The sequence below is a fragment of the Halobacillus sp. ABR2_026 genome (genome assembly GCF_056158545.1).
This window is the reverse complement of the sequence record NZ_JBSWTM010000001.1, coordinates 1,996,812-2,012,951: the sequence shown is the minus strand read 5'-3', so window position 1 is coordinate 2,012,951 and position 16,140 is coordinate 1,996,812. Positions and strand designations below refer to the sequence as shown.

At 44.4% G+C, this 16,140-nt stretch carries 17 protein-coding genes; 16 read left to right on the top strand and 1 reads right to left on the bottom strand.

Annotated features, from left to right (window positions below; genetic code table 11):
- Positions 1 to 47: 47 nt before the first annotated feature.
- From ACXADE_RS10380 to ACXADE_RS10355, 6 genes are all read left to right on the top strand, one after another.
- Positions 48 to 557: a QcrA and Rieske domain-containing protein gene (locus ACXADE_RS10380; RefSeq protein WP_474980395.1), complete on the top strand. Its 510-nt coding sequence runs from the start codon at positions 48 to 50 to the stop codon at positions 555 to 557.
- Positions 558 to 560: 3 nt separating this feature from the next.
- Complete coding sequence (gene qcrB / locus ACXADE_RS10375; RefSeq protein ID WP_474980394.1) at positions 561 to 1,235, top strand: menaquinol-cytochrome c reductase cytochrome b subunit; 675 nt, start codon at positions 561 to 563, stop codon at positions 1,233 to 1,235.
- 28 nt (positions 1,236 to 1,263) lie between these two features.
- Positions 1,264 to 2,229: a c-type cytochrome gene (locus tag ACXADE_RS10370; protein ID WP_474980393.1), complete on the top strand. Its 966-nt coding sequence runs from the start codon at positions 1,264 to 1,266 to the stop codon at positions 2,227 to 2,229.
- A gap of 80 nt (positions 2,230 to 2,309) precedes the next feature.
- Entirely contained in the window at positions 2,310 to 2,894 is a 585-nt protein-coding gene (gene lhaT / locus ACXADE_RS10365; RefSeq protein ID WP_474980392.1) for a lipoprotein heptaprenylglyceryl N-acetyltransferase LhaT, read from the top strand.
- A gap of 54 nt (positions 2,895 to 2,948) precedes the next feature.
- Positions 2,949 to 3,650 (top strand): hypothetical protein, encoded by a 702-nt coding sequence (locus ACXADE_RS10360; protein ID WP_474980391.1) that lies wholly within the window; start codon positions 2,949 to 2,951, stop codon positions 3,648 to 3,650.
- A 64-nt stretch (positions 3,651 to 3,714) separates the two neighbouring features.
- Complete coding sequence (locus ACXADE_RS10355) at positions 3,715 to 4,389, top strand: zinc metallopeptidase (RefSeq protein WP_474980390.1); 675 nt, start codon at positions 3,715 to 3,717, stop codon at positions 4,387 to 4,389.
- Positions 4,390 to 4,444: 55 nt separating this feature from the next.
- On the opposite strand, the gene ACXADE_RS10350 is transcribed toward ACXADE_RS10355, so the two are convergent.
- Complete coding sequence (locus ACXADE_RS10350; RefSeq protein WP_474980389.1) at positions 4,445 to 5,317, bottom strand: YitT family protein; 873 nt, start codon at positions 5,315 to 5,317, stop codon at positions 4,445 to 4,447.
- Positions 5,318 to 6,286: 969 nt separating this feature from the next.
- On the opposite strand from ACXADE_RS10350, the gene ACXADE_RS10345 reads away from it, so the two are divergent.
- From ACXADE_RS10345 to dinG, 10 genes are all read left to right on the top strand, one after another.
- Positions 6,287 to 6,607, top strand: a complete 321-nt coding sequence (locus ACXADE_RS10345) for a nucleotide pyrophosphohydrolase (protein ID WP_474980388.1) — start codon at positions 6,287 to 6,289, stop codon at positions 6,605 to 6,607.
- A gap of 13 nt (positions 6,608 to 6,620) precedes the next feature.
- Positions 6,621 to 7,421 carry a 4-hydroxy-tetrahydrodipicolinate reductase gene (gene dapB, locus ACXADE_RS10340; protein WP_474980387.1) on the top strand — a complete coding sequence of 267 codons (801 nt, stop codon included), beginning with the start codon at positions 6,621 to 6,623 and terminating at the stop codon, positions 7,419 to 7,421.
- Between the two features lie 17 nt (positions 7,422 to 7,438).
- Positions 7,439 to 7,843 carry a methylglyoxal synthase gene (gene mgsA / locus ACXADE_RS10335; protein WP_474980386.1) on the top strand — a complete coding sequence of 135 codons (405 nt, stop codon included), beginning with the start codon at positions 7,439 to 7,441 and terminating at the stop codon, positions 7,841 to 7,843.
- A 16-nt stretch (positions 7,844 to 7,859) separates the two neighbouring features.
- Positions 7,860 to 8,990, top strand: a complete 1,131-nt coding sequence (gene bshA / locus ACXADE_RS10330; RefSeq protein ID WP_474980385.1) for an N-acetyl-alpha-D-glucosaminyl L-malate synthase BshA — start codon at positions 7,860 to 7,862, stop codon at positions 8,988 to 8,990.
- The gene (locus ACXADE_RS10325; RefSeq protein ID WP_474980384.1) at positions 8,980 to 10,182 is read left to right on the top strand and encodes a CCA tRNA nucleotidyltransferase; all 1,203 of its coding nucleotides are present in this window, start codon (positions 8,980 to 8,982) and stop codon (positions 10,180 to 10,182) included. The genes bshA and ACXADE_RS10325 overlap by 11 nt, the downstream gene beginning before the upstream one ends.
- On the top strand, positions 10,158 to 11,150 hold the full coding sequence (locus ACXADE_RS10320) for a biotin--[acetyl-CoA-carboxylase] ligase (protein ID WP_474980383.1): 993 nt from the start codon (positions 10,158 to 10,160) through the stop codon (positions 11,148 to 11,150). Before ACXADE_RS10325 ends, ACXADE_RS10320 begins: the two co-directional genes overlap by 25 nt.
- Positions 11,143 to 11,964, top strand: coding sequence for a 3-methyl-2-oxobutanoate hydroxymethyltransferase (panB, locus tag ACXADE_RS10315; protein WP_474980382.1), 822 nt, complete (start codon positions 11,143 to 11,145; stop codon positions 11,962 to 11,964). Before ACXADE_RS10320 ends, panB begins: the two co-directional genes overlap by 8 nt.
- Positions 11,965 to 11,975: 11 nt before the next feature.
- Complete coding sequence (panC, locus tag ACXADE_RS10310; RefSeq protein ID WP_474980381.1) at positions 11,976 to 12,842, top strand: pantoate--beta-alanine ligase; 867 nt, start codon at positions 11,976 to 11,978, stop codon at positions 12,840 to 12,842.
- 21 nt (positions 12,843 to 12,863) lie between these two features.
- A complete protein-coding gene (panD, locus tag ACXADE_RS10305) occupies positions 12,864 to 13,253 on the top strand; it encodes an aspartate 1-decarboxylase (RefSeq protein WP_474980380.1) in 390 nt (129 codons plus the stop codon).
- A gap of 81 nt (positions 13,254 to 13,334) precedes the next feature.
- A complete protein-coding gene (gene dinG / locus ACXADE_RS10300; protein ID WP_474980379.1) occupies positions 13,335 to 16,136 on the top strand; it encodes an ATP-dependent DNA helicase DinG in 2,802 nt (933 codons plus the stop codon).
- The last annotated feature ends 4 nt before the right edge of the window (positions 16,137 to 16,140 follow it).

Genomic DNA, 16,140 nt, shown 5'->3' with positions numbered 1-16,140 from the left:
GTAATCAATCCATGTCGCGTGGATTACAGCATAGAGGGGGGAAAAGAATGAGCGATAAAAAACGAGTATCCCGTCGCCAATTTCTGAACTACACGCTCACTGGTGTAGGCGGTTTCATGGCAGCCGGAATGCTTGCGCCGATGGTTCGTTTTGCAATTGATCCAGTATTGAAAACGAAAGAGAGTGGAGATTTCATCTCCGTCGCTTCCGTTGACGAACTTACGAATGAACCGCAGCGTTTTGAGTGGACGATCGACCAGGTGGATGCCTGGTACGAATCAGAAGTTCAGAAAACGGCGTGGGTGTACAAAAATGAGAATGATGAAGTTGTAGCATTATCACCGATCTGTACACACTTAGGCTGTACAGTCGACTGGGCCTCTAATGAGGAGTACCCGAATCAATTCTTCTGTCCTTGTCACGCTGGACGGTATGAAAAAGACGGTACCAACGTACCTGGAACTCCGCCTACGGCACCTCTGCCAAAGTTTGAGTTCAAAGTAGAAGAAGGTATGCTTTATCTAGGTGAAGCGAAAGATTCAGGAGGGGGGGTATAATACATGCTTCAGAAAATTTACGACTGGGTGGACGAGCGTGTAGATGTCACCCCGCTATGGCGTGATATCGCAGATCACGAAGTTCCTGAACACGTAAACCCAGCACACCATTTTTCCGCATTTGTTTATTGTTTTGGAGGATTGACTTTCTTTGTAACGGTCATTCAAATTTTATCTGGTATGTTCCTGACCATGTACTATGTGCCGGATATTGAAAACGCATGGAAATCTGTTTATTACTTGCAGCGGGAAGTTGCATATGGTCAAATCGTCCGTGGTATGCACCACTGGGGAGCGAGTCTCGTCATCGTCATGTTATTCTTACATACGCTGCGGGTATTCTTCCAGGGAGCTTATAAGAAACCTCGTGAGTTGAACTGGGTGATTGGTGTACTCTTGTTCTTCGTCATGCTGGGACTAGGCTTCACGGGATACCTGCTACCTTGGGATAACAAGGCTTACTTTGCAACTCAGGTTGGTCTTGAAATTGCAGCAGCTACACCGTTTATCGGCGATCAAATACGAACACTCCTTGCAGGGGATCCATCGATCGTTGGTGCTCAAACGCTTACACGTTTCTTTGCAATTCACGTATTCTTCCTGCCGGCAGCATTGTTCGGGTTGATGGCGTTCCACTTCGTCTTGATCCGTAAACAAGGAATTTCCGGACCACTATAAAACGTATCGTTAAAAAGGAGGGAAAGCTGTGCATAGGGGAAAAGGAATGAAGTTCGTCGGTGATTCACGTATTACTGCCGAACGAAAAGCCAACTTACCAAAAGACTATTCTGAATACCCGGGACGTACAGAAGCCTTCTGGCCGAACTTCTTATTGAAAGAGTGGCTGGTAGGGTCTGTCTTCCTGATTGGTTTCTTAATTCTGACTGCTGCTCACCCATCACCGCTTGAGCAACAGGCAGATCCGAACAACGCAGGCTACATTCCACTGCCGGACTGGTATTTCTTGTTCTTGTATCAATTCCTGAAATACCAATTTGCTGGTGGAGATTATATTGTGCTTGGTGCTATTGTCATGCCAGGCTTAGCTTTCGGAGCTTTATTACTTGCACCATTTTTGGATCGCGGACCAGAGCGTCGCCCTCATAAGCGTCCAATTGCTGTCGGGTTGATGCTTCTTGGTTTCATCGCTACATTCTGGTTGACGTATGAATCTGTTTCGCATGCGGATTACGAAATGCGTGCAGAGAAGTATGGTGTTAATGTAGAAGCGGTCGAATCGACCATAAACAAAGATCACCCTGGATATGCTGTCTATGAAGCCAACTGTTTGAGCTGTCATGGCGATGCATTACAGGGACAGGGGAATTACCCTTCTTTGATTGAAGCTGAATTAACCGTAGATCAGGTCAAGGATATCGCAGTAAATGGTGTCGGTGAGATGCCTTCAGGTATCTTTGGTGGCTCTGATGAAGAACTTCAGCAGCTCGCTGAATTCGTTGTACAGGCTGGCGGCGGAGAAGGTTCCGGCGAAGGATCCGAAGAAGGATCTTCTGATGAAGGTTCCAGCGAAGGATCTGAAGAGGGTTCATCCAGTGAAGGTTCCGGAGAGGGATCCGAAGAGGGTTCATCTAATGAAGGTTCCGGAGAGGGATCTGAAGAAGGATCATCTGGAGAAGATTCTGACTCAGAAGGAACCGGTTCTGAAGAATAATCATGAAGTAAATGACTTTATTCATGTAGCCGCGCTTTTCATAAAAGCGCGGCTACATTTGTATAGGAGGTGTATTCCCCATGAAGCAGTGGGTCCATTACATATTGTCCAATCGGTCTTTCATGATGCTGCTTTTCGTCATCAATTTATTGGGAACGATTTACGGTTACATATGGTATGAACCACAACTTTCAGTCACGTCCCCTAAATTTCTGTTATTTGTTCCAGATAGTCCGACCGCAAGTTTGTTTTTTACCATTTTTCTTGGGTTCTATATTTGGGGGAGAAATGTTCCCTACATAGAAGCTCTTGCACTCGTTACATTGTTAAAGTATGGGGTTTGGGCGGTTGTCATGAATGGTTTGACCTTCCTCGAGTACGGCTCACTTCCTTGGACAGGTTATATGTTAATCGTTTCTCATGGAGCCATGGCTATACAAGGATTATTGTATGCTCCTTTCTATAAAATTGGAAAGAAACATATTCTTGTTGCAGCTTTATGGACGCTTCACAATGATGTGATCGACTATGTTTTTGGGCAGATGCCGGTCTATCCAGCTATTATGCCTTATATGAATGAAATTGGATACTTTACATTTTGGTTGAGTGTCGCCTGCATTCTATGTGCATATATCGCAACGAATGATCGGAAATCCCTGGTCTAAATTACTTTTCCTCTCCGTATAATGAAACAATACATGTGAGAGGGGAGAAGTGTAATGGGACGTGCTTTTATTGTCATTATATGTTCCCTTATCTTCACACTCGTACTATTTGTCCAGGTGTCGGCATGGTCGGAGGACCCTCCGGATTGGGAATCTCTTGCCTCTCAATACCGTCGATTACATGCGGATGGTAAATATGAGCTCGCCGAGAAGCTCTGGTATAGTAAAACTCAGGAAATGGAACAATACATTCAAACCCTTTCTGACTCAAAACAGCTAATATGGAATGATTTCGTCGCCAAGGATTGGCAGAGCAGCAGTTATCATCCCCATCAAATAGAGGGAATGCTTACGTTTCTTGAAGTTACATCAGCAGAAAATCCTTCATTTATTCTTGCAAACAGACTTGCGAGTATCTCCACACGCGCCGTTTCTTCTACATCTATAGAAGACCTAGAGAGGGATTGGAATCTGATTCGTCCCGTTGCAGCCGAGTATGTGGATGAAGAAAAAATGAAGAAAATGGATGAATCCATGTATGAGTTGACTGTAGTCGATTCAATGACAGGCAGAGAGACCGTAAGCCAACAGTTTTCCGACCTGTTAAAGTGGGAGTCCAAACAGGAATGGAAGGCTTTTTTCACCGTAGTATTGTTAGTAGGCGGGTCGGTTTTCATCACATTGTTGTATGTAGGGTCCATCAATTATAGGAAAAGTTCGAAAAATGGACACACGATGAAGAGTTCTCATAGTTGATTTTTCGCAGACTTTTGACTAAAATTGACCTATATACTCACATCCAAAGTGGAGGAATGAAAAGATGGATTTCATCATTTATATCTTGCTCATCATGATTATCCCGATCTGGGCTCAATCAAAGGTGAAAAGCACCTATAAAAAATATTCAAAAGTCCCGACATCTTCATCAATGTCAGGAGCTGAAGTAGCTAGAAAAATACTGGATGACAATGGATTATATAATGTCGTGGTAGAAGAGGTGCGTGGACATCTCACGGACCATTATGACCCTCGTTCAAAAGTGATACGTCTTTCAACAGACATTTATCACGGAAGATCAACTGCAGGAGCTGCTGTTGCTGCACACGAGGTTGGTCACGCGATTCAGGATGCTCAGGATTATGCGTTTCTGCGTTTCCGTAGTGCATTAGTGCCTGTCGCCAGTTTTGGGTCCAACATTTCAATCTTCCTGATCATCGGCGGATTCCTTTTACAGATGACGGGCTTAGCCCTGGTTGGTATCGTCTTTTTTGCTGCAGCTGTCCTCTTCCAGTTAGTGACATTACCGGTTGAGTTTGATGCATCGAACCGGGCTATGTCACAGTTGGTTTCCACTGGCGTCATCCGCAATGATGAAGAGCGGAAAACGAAGAAAGTGTTGAATGCGGCTGCGATGACTTATGTCGCTGGTGCTCTGGTAGCGTTAGCGGAATTATTGCGTTTCGTGTTCATGTTCATGGGTATGAATGAAGAATAATGAGAAGAAGCCGATCCTATATGTAGGATCGGCTTCTTTTTACTTCGGTTCAAAATTAATCGAGTGGATTCTTGTTCTCATCAAGTGTGAAACCTTCACCCATGACATCATGGACATGACTAACGGCAACGAATGCGTGCGGGTCAATATGGTCGATGATGGATTTCAGTCTCACAATTTCATTTTTCCCAATGACACAGTAGAGAACATCTCTTTTCGCCCCGGAGAAAGAACCTCTGCCTTCTAAAACAGTCACTCCTCGATCCATTTCTTCCATGACGCGCTGGGATATCTCTTCGCTTTTTTCGGATATGATGGTCGTGCCTCTTGCAGCATAGGCTCCTTCCTGAATAAAATCAATGACTCTTGCACCCACAAAAACGGCCACCAATGTGTACATGCCTCTCGTATATTCGAGGTAAGTAATAATGGATACGAAAATGACCACAGCATCAAAAATAAACATGGCTCGTCCCATGCTCCATCCAAGGTACTTGTTCATGAGACGGGCAATAATATCGACACCTCCGGTCGTACCGCCATATCTGAAGATGATTCCTAGCCCGACACCGATAAACACACCGGCGAATAAGGAGGCAAGCGTCAGATCATCAGTCAGGTTAAATTCGATCATATAATGCTGGGATATGGATATGAATACGGATACTGCCAGAATTCCAATTAATGAATAAAAGAATGTTGTCCGTCCAAGAATTTTCCAACCTATGATAAGGACAGGAATATTGAGCACGATGTTCATAATGGCAGGGTCCCATTCAAATAAGTACAAGAGTAATAGGGTGATCCCCGTAAAACCACCTTCTCCTAATTCGTTTTGAATGTTGAAATGGACGAGCCCGAATGAAAAAATCGCGGATCCAATTAAGATCCATACTATGTTTTTCAATTTCAAGCCAAAGATTTTCATATGTACACCTCCAGTATTTGATCACACGCCTTCAATTATAGATAATTAGAAGGTTGACGGCAATATGCTTCTTGTCTCTAGTCCCATCCTTTAAAAGGATCAGGACTGGGCTGCGGGGGATCATCGCTTCCATGGAACTCCACATGAAGTAGGGGTGTTCAATGTTGGCACAGGGTGTGCAGGACATAATCGAACTTCCTCATGAGACTCCTTGTCGTCGGTCCAATGGAGTCTCCCCAAGCTTCTTAGAATCCCTATCGGCTAGAGAGACTTCCCTCGCTCCTTTAAGAAGCTCTTCCAACCTGAAAAAGGAGTCCTCCAATTCCCCTCCTTCCACAAATTCTTTCAAAGGGCGAAAGGACTTTTATCGCTTCTTTCTAATTGGCTCTGTTAAAGTTTAGTGTTGATATTATTGCGAAAAGGAACTTCCATTTTTATGGGGGTTCCTTTTTTTATATTTGGCTTATTCAACTAAGGCTCCCGTTTGTGGAATACTCAGCTTCGAGATGTTTGTGTGATTCTAGGGGCTTCGGGAAAAGGTTCGCTTTCCATGGGGCGGGCGGTGAGCGAGCTATTCCGCGCAGCCCCATCCACTCAAAAAACATCTCGAAATCAAGTCTTCAACAATCCTGCCATTTATCGAAAGACTCCGTTTCGAAATCATAATCCAACAAGATTCAATAGTTGGATCGTGAAAGGAGATCATCTAAAGGTTTCGACATTTGGACATAAATTCTCTTTTACCATTCTATCATTCGTTGTCACTTCCATCTTGATGCAAATATCAACACTGAACTTTAACAGAGCCTCCTAAATTAAAAGTCCTTAAGACTTACACCGAATGGAAATAAAATTGGAAAGTCATGAACGAGGAAAGTTTTTTCACCCGTCTGAACTAAAAAATTTGTCAAATGGCCGCCTTTTGGCTAACATTTAGAGAGAGTCTTTTAGCAGAAGCGAGGTTTTTATATGAACTATACGACAAATGAAATCCAACAAAGAGTGGATGATTACATATCACAATTTAAAGAAGGCTATTTCTCCCCCCTTAGTCTTCAAGCACGGCTGACTGAAGAAGTAGGAGAAATGGCACGTGAAATCAACCATCGTTACGGGGAAAAGCCGAAGAAAAGTTCAGAAAAGGATAAAGCACTTGAGGAAGAGCTTGGCGATGTGATTTTTGTTCTCACCTGTTTTGCGAATTCCCTGGACATTGATCTCTCGGATGCGTTTAACCAATCAATGAGTAAAATCGAAACACGGGATAAAGACCGTTGGACAAGAAAGTAAGGAGGAACGGAGAATGAACAGCATTAAAGTGATTGTAGCAGGACCGCGTGGTAAAATGGGCAGTGAGGCATTACGTATGATCCAGAACCAATCAAGTCTTACATTAGTGGCTTGTATTGATCGGAAGAATGATGGGAAGGCCGTGGCTCAAGTGGAAGGGCTCCCTGATCTGGAAGCCCTCATTTTTGAGGATGCAGAAAAATGTCTTAGTGAAATGGAAGCGGATGTGCTGATTGATTTGACAACCCCTGAAAACGGGTATAAACATACGAAAATCGCGATTGAAAATGGGATACGACCGGTGGTTGGAACGACAGGCTTTTCTGAAGCAGAACTCTCGGAATTAAAAGACCTGGCATCTGAAAAGGGCGTGGGGGCTGTTATTGCTCCGAATTTTGCAATAGGTGCTGTCCTTATGATGCAGTTTTCAAAATGGGCGGCTAAACACTTTCCTGATGTTGAAATCATTGAAAAACATCATGACCAAAAGCTGGACGCACCTTCAGGGACGGCTATCAAAACGGCTGAATTGATCAGAGAGTCCCGCGAACCTCATATACAAGGCCATGGGGAAGAAACAGAGACCATCCAAGGTGCTAGAGGTGCTGATGTAGACGGTATGAAAATACATAGCATGAGGCTACCGGGACTGGTGGCGCACCAGGAGGTTGTTTTTGGTGGTCACGGGGAAACCCTTACCGTCAAACATGACTCCATACACCGTGAATCTTTTATGAGTGGTGTGAAACTGGCAGCGGAGCGCGTAATGGATCTAGATGTCCTCGTCTATGGTCTTGAACACTTACTTGACTAATAAGGAGATAAGAAACTATGAAGATTGCATTAATTGCGCATGATAAGAAAAAAGAAGATATCATCCGTTTTGCAGAAAAGTATCATTCCATCTTATCTAAGCATGAACTTTTTGCTACAGGAACAACAGGGATGAGAATTTCAGATGAAGCTGGTTTAACTGTGACACGATTCTTATCAGGCCCTCTTGGAGGCGACCAGCAAATCGGTGCCAAGATTGCAAGTGAAGAAATGCATATGGTCGTTTTTTTCCGTGATCCGTTGACTGCACAACCCCATGAACCAGATATCAGTGCACTACTGAGGCTATGCGACGTTCATCAAATTCCTGTAGCGACGAACCAGGCTATGGCTGATATAATGATCCAGGCTCTTGACCACGGAGATTTTGATTGGAAAGGTATCATTGAACAGAACAGATAACAGGAGTGAACGATTTATGGCTAAAATAGGGATCACGTGTTACCCGACCGTCGGAGGGTCGGGTGTCATCGCAACAGAACTCGGAAAACTGCTGGCAGAGAAGGGGCATGAAATCCATTTTGTGGCTTCCCAGGTTCCTTTCCGGTTGAACCGAGTATATCCGAATATTTATTATCATGAGGTGGAGGTCAGCAACTATCCGGTCTTCCAGCATCCCCCCTATGATTTAGCCTTGGCCGCTAAAATGGCAGATGTCATAAATAGGGAAGAATTGGATGTCCTTCATGTCCATTATGCGATGCCGCACGCCATTTGCGCCATTTTAGCCAAGCAGATGTGTAACCGCGACGTAAAAATTATCACGACGCTTCATGGGACCGATATAACGGTACTCGGTATAGATTCCAGTCTGAAACAAATGATACGTTTCGGTATTGAACAATCCGATCGAGTTACAGCCGTTTCCCAAAGTCTTGTAGATCAGACAAAAGAAATGCTACATACAGACAGAGAGATTGACGTGATCTATAATTTCGTGGACGAGAGGGAATATCATCGGAAGGAAGATGAAAGATTAAAGGAGCATTATGGAATCAGAGAGGAAGACGCCGTCCTCATCCATATTTCCAACTTCCGCAAAGTGAAAAGAGTGCAGGATGTCATCCATACATTTGCTGAAGTTGCACAGGAAATGCCGGCTAAATTGCTCCTGGTCGGCGATGGTCCGGAATATTCCGAATGTCATCAGTTGGTTCAGCAGCTGGGGTTGGAAGAACGGGTCCTCTTTTTAGGAAAACAGGAAAACGTCAGTGAATTGCTCTCTATATCCGACTTGAAACTCCTGTTGTCCGAAAAAGAGAGTTTCGGACTTGTTTTGTTAGAAGCAATGGCTTGTGGTGTTCCATGTATCGGTACAAACATTGGAGGTATACCTGAAGTCATTGATCATGGGGAGACTGGTTTCATTGCAGAGCTTGGTAACATTGAGCAGATTTCACATTTCGCTAAAAGAATACTACAGGACAGAGACATTCATGCTACCATGGCCGAGCAGGCACGGAATATCGTCCACGATAAGTTCGCGACCCGTACGATTCTCAGCCAGTATGAGTCATTATATAGACAGGTGTTGAACGATGAGTATTGAAGAAATATTCAAACCTGCTTTCGAAGTGATCAGGAAAATTGAAGAAACTGGTGGGGAAGCCTATGTTGTCGGGGGAGCTGTCCGTGATTATTTAAGCGGCAGAAAAGTAAATGACATTGATATAGCAACCTCCGAGCCCCCCCATAAGATACAGGATATTTTTGAAAAGGTAATTCCTGTAGGGATTGAGCACGGGACTGTGATCGTTCGTTATCATTCCATCTCTTATGAGGTGACGACCTACCGAGTGGAGAGAGGCTATGAAGATTTTCGACATCCTGATGAAGTGATATTCGTGAGCAGCATCACGGATGATCTTGCCCGGAGGGATTTCACAATGAATGCAATGGCTATGAGTCGAGATGGAAAGCTTGTGGACCCCTTTAATGGCCAGGAGGCTATCAGGTGCAAAATCATCGAAGCGGTAGGAGAAGCAGCTGAGCGCTTTCAGGAGGATCCTTTACGAATGTTGCGAGCAGTTAGATTCGCGAGCCAACTAGCCTTTGGTTTAGAAAAGAAAACCGAGGAAGCTTTATACAGGTTCTCCCATTTGCTTGAGCACATATCCATTGAGAGGATCTCGGTAGAAACAGAAAAAATCTTTCAAGGCACTGACTATGTCTCAGGTTTGAAACTGCTGGAATCTTCTAAGCTGTCCCAACATCTGCCGCTCTTAAACAATGGTGACATTTTGAATTATTTACCTTCTGTCTCATTACACCATTGGCATGAAATCATTTCTTTCTATGTCCTCCAAGGTAACCAATGGACGGTTGAAGATTTCATGAAAGCTTGGAGACTTTCAAAAGATACAAAGAGAAAAGCGGAGCAGCTTCTGCTAGCTTATCAGAGATTTACAGTAACAAAAGCAGTAACCCCAATGCTCGTCTACCATCTGGAACCTTCATTGTTTTCCTCCTTTTCCAGACTATTGTTGGCAGTTTCAGGAGAAGATGATGGAGGGGAAGATGGGATGAGGAAGGCCTATGCTTCCCTGCCTATCCATAATAAAAAGGAGCTTGCTTTTCAAGCAGAAGATCTCATGGCATTGCACCCGGAGCGACCCAAAGGACGTTGGATCGGTGAATGGATGGAACAAATAGAAGAGGGTGTCGTATCAGGCAGAGTGGATAATGACTACGAAATAATAAAGGAGTGGGTGAGGAAATGGAATCCACCCGCAAGGAACTGATCGAGTTCCTTCATAAAGAAAAAGGGCATATTTCAGGACAAGAGCTGTCTGAAAAGCTTGGTATATCCAGGACAGCCGTATGGAAGCATATGAACGAATTGAAAAAGGACGGTTATGTTATCGAAGCCGTTCAGCGTAAAGGGTATAAAATCGTCTCTTCCCCTGATAAAATCAGTGAAAATACACTAAGGTGGGGACTGGATACTAAGTGGATGGGTCATGAACTTTACCATTATGATCAGGTGGAGTCCACCCAGGAACTCGTCCACCAACTTGCCAAACATGGGAAACCGCACGGGACAGTCGTCATCGCGGATGAACAGGTGAAAGGGAAAGGGAGAATGTCCAGAAACTGGGACTCTCCAAAGGGGAAAGGAATCTGGATGAGCATCCTTCTTCGACCTAACTTACCTCCTGTCCAGGCTCCACAAATCACACTCCTTGCGGCTACTGTATTGGCAAGAATGATTGCGGAGAGATCTTCGCTTACCCCCCAAATCAAATGGCCAAATGACCTTCTGATCAATCATAAGAAAGTATCAGGAATCCTTACTGAAATGCAGGCAGAGCAGGATACGATTCAATATATTGTCCTTGGGATGGGGATGAATGTGAATCAGGAGAGTCTGGAAATCCCTGGAGATATTCAGTATAAAGCATCTTCCCTAAACATCGAATCAAATGAAAGCTGGGATATACAACAGACTGTGCAGCACATTCTTCGTCTATTTGAAGAAACGTATGAGCAGTTTGAAGCTGAAGGATTCGGACCTGTAAAGAAAGAATGGGAACATTTCGGCTACAAAATCGGAGAGGAAGTTACGATCTCTACGATGAAGAATACCTGGGAGGCTACGCTTGTAGGAATAGAACCAGATGGCGCTCTGCGGGCGAGAAGCAGGGATGGTCAGGAAGAAAAATTGTATTCAGCAGAAATCCATTGGGGAGAGGGAGGATACCATGCGTAATAAAGGGCAGTTTTTGCGTATGAAGTATGACCAAGAAAAAATCGTCATGATCACGAGTTATGATTATCCATCAGCTAAGATGTCGGAGCAAGCAGAAGTGGATATGATTCTTATCGGAGACAGCCTCGGAATGACGGTACTTGGATATGATTCTACAATTCCGGTAACCATGGATGATATGATTCATCACGGGAAAGCCGTCCGCCGCGGGGCACCGGATACGTTCAAAGTTATTGACATGCCTTTCATGTCTTATCATATATCAGAAGAAGATACGTTGAGGAATGCGCGAAGGCTTTTCCAGGAAACAGGAGCTCAAGCTCTTAAGCTTGAGGGGAGCGGAGACGTTGCCGTTTATATGAGACGACTTGTCGAAGCTGGAATTCCTGTGGTCGGTCATATCGGTTTGACTCCTCAATCAGTCAACGTTTTGGGAGGATACAAAGTGCAAGGAAAAGATCAGAGCTCGGCAGAACGGCTCCTTGAGCAAGCCCTGGAAATTCAAGAAACTGGTGCAATGGCAATTGTTCTTGAATGCGTCCCACGCCAGCTGGCCGAGAGAATCACAGAAAGGTTGTCGATTCCTACCATTGGAATTGGCGCAGGCGCTGCTTGTGATGGCCAAGTGCTCGTCTATCACGATATCTTGAACTATGGTGTTGATCGTTTACCAAAGTTCGTCAAAACTTATATAGATAGCAATCATCTTTTAGGAGAAGCTGTGCGCACTTATGTGAATGAAGTGAAGACCAAGGCGTTTCCGGAAGAAGCTCATACGTTTACGATGGATCCAAGTGAAATGCCAGAGAAATAAGGTGGAAGATTATGGAATTTACGAACGATATTGATCATGTCCAACAACTGGTTTCTGAATGGACGAAGGCAGGCAAGAAAATCGGATTTGTTCCTACTATGGGATATTTACATGAAGGGCACATCCGCTTGATCCAGGAAGCAAGGAAAGAGAATGATAAAGTTATTCTCAGCATTTTCGTCAACCCTTTACAGTTTGGAGAAAACGAAGATTTGGATACATATCCGCGTGATGAACAACGGGATCGGACGATCGCTGAGGAAAATGGAGTGGACCTTGTTTTTCTACCGTCCAAAGAAACGATGTATCCCGGACCTATGTCTGTACAAATGGCGGTAGTCAAACGGACCAATGTTTTGTGTGGTAAAAGCCGCCCGGGACATTTTGACGGTGTCGTTACAGTGCTTGCGAAACTTTTTAATATGACACGTCCCGACAAAGTTTACTTCGGTATGAAAGATGCCCAGCAAGTGGCCGTTGTTGATGCCTTGATTGATGATTATAACTTTCCAATCACACTGGTTCCTGTACCGACAGTCCGAGAGGAAGACGGCCTGGCTAAAAGCAGCAGGAACGTTCGTCTCTCATACGGTGAGCGGGAGGAAGCTCCTTCTTTACAGGAAGCGCTCCAATATGGAAGAAGTCTGGTGAGCGGAGGACAAAAGTTTACAGAATCGGTCTTAAGCGCAACAGAGAAGTTTCTTGAAAAGAAAACTCGTGGTAAGATAGACTATATTGAATTATTATCATATCCTGAGTTAGAATTCATAGAGGAGATCGATCGTCCGGTCATTCTTGCTGCAGCTGTTTTTTACGATCAAGCAAGGTTGATTGACAATGTTGTGTTCGATAAAGACGGACATGTTCTTTACGGGTGATCGAGAAGGAGGCCTATTCACATGTTGCGAACAATGATGAAAGCTAAAATACACCGTGCCCGCGTCACCGAGGCGAACCTGAACTATGTAGGAAGTGTGACCATCGATGAAGATCTGTTGGATCAAGTCGGCATTCTGCCACACGAAAAAGTCCAAATTGTAAATAATAATAACGGTGAGCGTCTGGAAACCTATGTTATCGCCGGCGAACGGGGCAGTGGAGTAGTTTGTTTGAATGGAGCAGCGGCAAGGCGTGTTCAACCTGATGATATCGTGATTATTGTCTCTTATGCCATGGTAGATGAATCAGAGTTGGAAGATTTCCGTCCTAAAATCGCTTTGATGGACGAAAGTAATTCCGTCGAGCGGATCATTGAAGAAGAACCACCATTAAAAGCGCTGCCGCTATAGCACTGACTAGCGAGTAAAGAAAGGATCTGTGCCACGTTTGAAGGCAAGGTCCTTCCTTTTTGTTGTGAAAGTAGGGATATCATGAAGAGATTTGCAATCGTGGATTTGGAGACAACTGGAAATGCACCATCAAAAGGAGACCGCATTATCGAAATCGGTGTGGTGGTTATGGAGGAAGACGGGACGGTATTGGAAGAGTTCTCATCTCTAGTTTATCCAGAGAAGGATATTCCGCCATTTATCCGGTCATTGACCGGCATTGACAATGACGATGTCCTGGATGCCCCGCTTTTTTCTGAAATTGTAGAGGATGTCTATCCTCTTTTTCAACATGCCTATATCGTCGCTCATAATATTGAATTCGATCTTGGGTTTCTGAATGGTGAATTGGAACGATGTGGCTATCAACCACTACATAATCCTATAATAGATACCGTAGAATTTGCACGCATTCTCATGCCAACTTCCCCTACTTTCAAACTCGGGCAGCTGGCAGAACGGTTGGAAATGGGGCATGACAGTCCCCACCGTGCGTTATCAGATGCCCAGGTAACTGCGGACCTTCTACTGCACCTATTAAAAGAATTGCAGGGACTTCCAGAACGGACGCTTCACCATCTGCTTATCATTGAAGGGAAGTTGAAAAGTGACTTCAGAGCCTTTTTTATAAAGTATTTGGAAGAGAAGCGTTATGGGAATTCTATAGAATCCGATATCATGATCAAACACGGAGTCGCTGTAAGGAAACAGGTCCGTGAGGCTTTGTCTCCTAGGGTGCAGCTACCACCGTTCAGCAATTGGAAAGCACAAGTTTTCGAGGGGGAAAATGGACTTGGCAGTTTAATGCCTACTTATGAAAAGCGAGAAGGCCAGCAGCGAATGACGACTGCCGTTAAACAGGCGTTTGTCGAAGGTCGGCATGCGGTTATTGAAGCAGGTGCCGGTACAGGGAAATCGGTTGCCTACTTACTCTCTGCTGCATTTCAGGCGATGGAGAGTGGGGAAAGGGTCGTCATTTCCACTCATACGACGAGTTTACAAAAACAATTGCTTGAAGATGAAATACCAAAAATTGAACGGATGTTTCCGAGGCCGATCAAAGCTGTACTCTATAAGGGGAAAGCTCATTATATTAGTTTGATTCACTTTCATTATGAATTGGAACGCTCCCACCAGGATAATTATGATATTGCGCTGACCAAAGCCATGATTCTTGTATGGTTGACACAGACACGTACAGGGGATGTGGATGAAATCCAACTTCCATCCAATGGAAGGCAATTCTGGCATAAAGTATCTTCCGAACAATCCAGTAAAACGGTTAAACTCGGTTATACCGATGACAGCTTCTTTGAATGGGCTCAGGTAAAAGCCGCCCAGGCAGACCTGATCATAACGAATCACGCCCTTTTTTGTATGGATATTATGAAAGAGGAAAACGTCCTGCCTGATTACGACCGGATCATCATCGATGAAGCTCACCATTTGGAGGCTGTGGCGAGCCGCTATTTTGGGGTGCGGATGAATTACCGGGAATTACAGCGGCAATTGACTCTGTTCGGAGAGGTCTTCCATAAAAGGCTGTACAAAGAATGGTCTTTCCAGGCGGATTTTTATACGAATCTAGCCAGAGGTCAGCAGTCGATCGACGAAGCCAAGGAAGAATTGAGCCATTTCTCAAGATATATGTATCAAAGCGTCAAAAAACAAAAGAAGTCAGGAAAAGGCAAGAGTGATGTAGGTCGTACTCAGCTCCTATTGAAGCCTGGTGAATTCCCAAGGTTCATAGATACGGCGAAAGAGATGTCCCATCGTTTTTTAGCTGTCATCAAAAAATTGATTGTGCATATGCAACGGATGGAAGAGCAGTTGAGGGGGCAGCTGGCAGTCAATGAAGATTACAGCATTCCTATTCTTCTATCACGCTTGAATAATCAAATCGACGTCTGTCACGAGATCCGGTCCCAGCTCATCCATTATTTTGACTTTACAAGACAGGATGAAGTGAAATGGATAGAAATCGAAGGAGAGGGCGCTGTCAACGCTATTTACTTATTCAGTGAACCTTATGATGTCGCATCGCTTCTCGAACAGCGTTTATTCAGCAGAAAGAGCAGCGCGGTGCTAACCAGTGCTACACTATCTACAAATGATTCGTTTGCTTATATTCGGAAATCGCTCGGACTAAAGGATATCAAGGATACCCTTGAAACCATCATACCTTCTCCTTATCATTTTAAGGAACAAGTCCAATTGATGGTCCCCAACGATTTTCCAAATGTGAAAAATGATCCTGAAGCTTTTGTGGAGGCACTTAGTGAAGCGATTTACTCTGTAGCAGAAGTGACGAAGGGAAGAATGCTTGTATTATTCACTTCTTATGAGATGTTGAGAAAAACATACACTCTCCTTAAAGAGTTTATTGACCCGGAAGAGTTCATGGTTTTCGCTCAGGGCGTTTCAAGTGGCAGCAGAGACCGTCTGAAAAAGAATTTCCAGGCGTTCGATCAGGCCATCTTACTTGGTACAAGTTCCTTCTGGGAAGGCGTGGATATCCCTGGAGATGACCTTTCCTGCCTGATGGTAGTCCGGTTACCTTTCCAGCCTCCGGATCAGCCTGTGCAGGCGGTACGGAACGACCGTATGAAACAAGAAGGAAAAAATTCGTTTATGGAAAAATCACTTCCGCACGCCATCATCCGTTTCAAACAGGGATTTGGAAGATTGATCCGCAGCAGTTCAGATCGCGGAGTGGTTTTCGTTTGTGACCAGCGCATAATGGAAGCACGCTACGGGGAATACTTCCTCCATTCGCTACCTGATGTTCCTGTAACCTATGAATCCACTCGTCGATTAATCAATAAGATCGAGGAATGGTTATAAATCT

What these genes read in the sequence shown, in the direction of transcription:
- ACXADE_RS10380 (WP_474980395.1), top strand. Translation starts at nt 48, where the DNA reads ATGAGCGATAAAAAACGAGTATCCCGTCGCCAATTTCTGAACTACACG.
- qcrB (WP_474980394.1), top strand. Translation starts at nt 561, where the DNA reads ATGCTTCAGAAAATTTACGACTGGGTGGACGAGCGTGTAGATGTCACC.
- lhaT (WP_474980392.1), top strand. Translation starts at nt 2,310, where the DNA reads ATGAAGCAGTGGGTCCATTACATATTGTCCAATCGGTCTTTCATGATG.
- ACXADE_RS10360 (WP_474980391.1), top strand. Translation starts at nt 2,949, where the DNA reads ATGGGACGTGCTTTTATTGTCATTATATGTTCCCTTATCTTCACACTC.
- ACXADE_RS10355 (WP_474980390.1), top strand. Translation starts at nt 3,715, where the DNA reads ATGGATTTCATCATTTATATCTTGCTCATCATGATTATCCCGATCTGG.
- ACXADE_RS10350 (WP_474980389.1), bottom strand. Translation starts at nt 5,317, where the DNA reads ATGAAAATCTTTGGCTTGAAATTGAAAAACATAGTATGGATCTTAATT.
- ACXADE_RS10345 (WP_474980388.1), top strand. Translation starts at nt 6,287, where the DNA reads ATGAACTATACGACAAATGAAATCCAACAAAGAGTGGATGATTACATA.
- dapB (WP_474980387.1), top strand. Translation starts at nt 6,621, where the DNA reads ATGAACAGCATTAAAGTGATTGTAGCAGGACCGCGTGGTAAAATGGGC.
- mgsA (WP_474980386.1), top strand. Translation starts at nt 7,439, where the DNA reads ATGAAGATTGCATTAATTGCGCATGATAAGAAAAAAGAAGATATCATC.
- bshA (WP_474980385.1), top strand. Translation starts at nt 7,860, where the DNA reads ATGGCTAAAATAGGGATCACGTGTTACCCGACCGTCGGAGGGTCGGGT.
- ACXADE_RS10325 (WP_474980384.1), top strand. Translation starts at nt 8,980, where the DNA reads ATGAGTATTGAAGAAATATTCAAACCTGCTTTCGAAGTGATCAGGAAA.
- ACXADE_RS10320 (WP_474980383.1), top strand. Translation starts at nt 10,158, where the DNA reads ATGGAATCCACCCGCAAGGAACTGATCGAGTTCCTTCATAAAGAAAAA.
- panB (WP_474980382.1), top strand. Translation starts at nt 11,143, where the DNA reads ATGCGTAATAAAGGGCAGTTTTTGCGTATGAAGTATGACCAAGAAAAA.
- panC (WP_474980381.1), top strand. Translation starts at nt 11,976, where the DNA reads ATGGAATTTACGAACGATATTGATCATGTCCAACAACTGGTTTCTGAA.
- panD (WP_474980380.1), top strand. Translation starts at nt 12,864, where the DNA reads ATGTTGCGAACAATGATGAAAGCTAAAATACACCGTGCCCGCGTCACC.
- dinG (WP_474980379.1), top strand. Translation starts at nt 13,335, where the DNA reads ATGAAGAGATTTGCAATCGTGGATTTGGAGACAACTGGAAATGCACCA.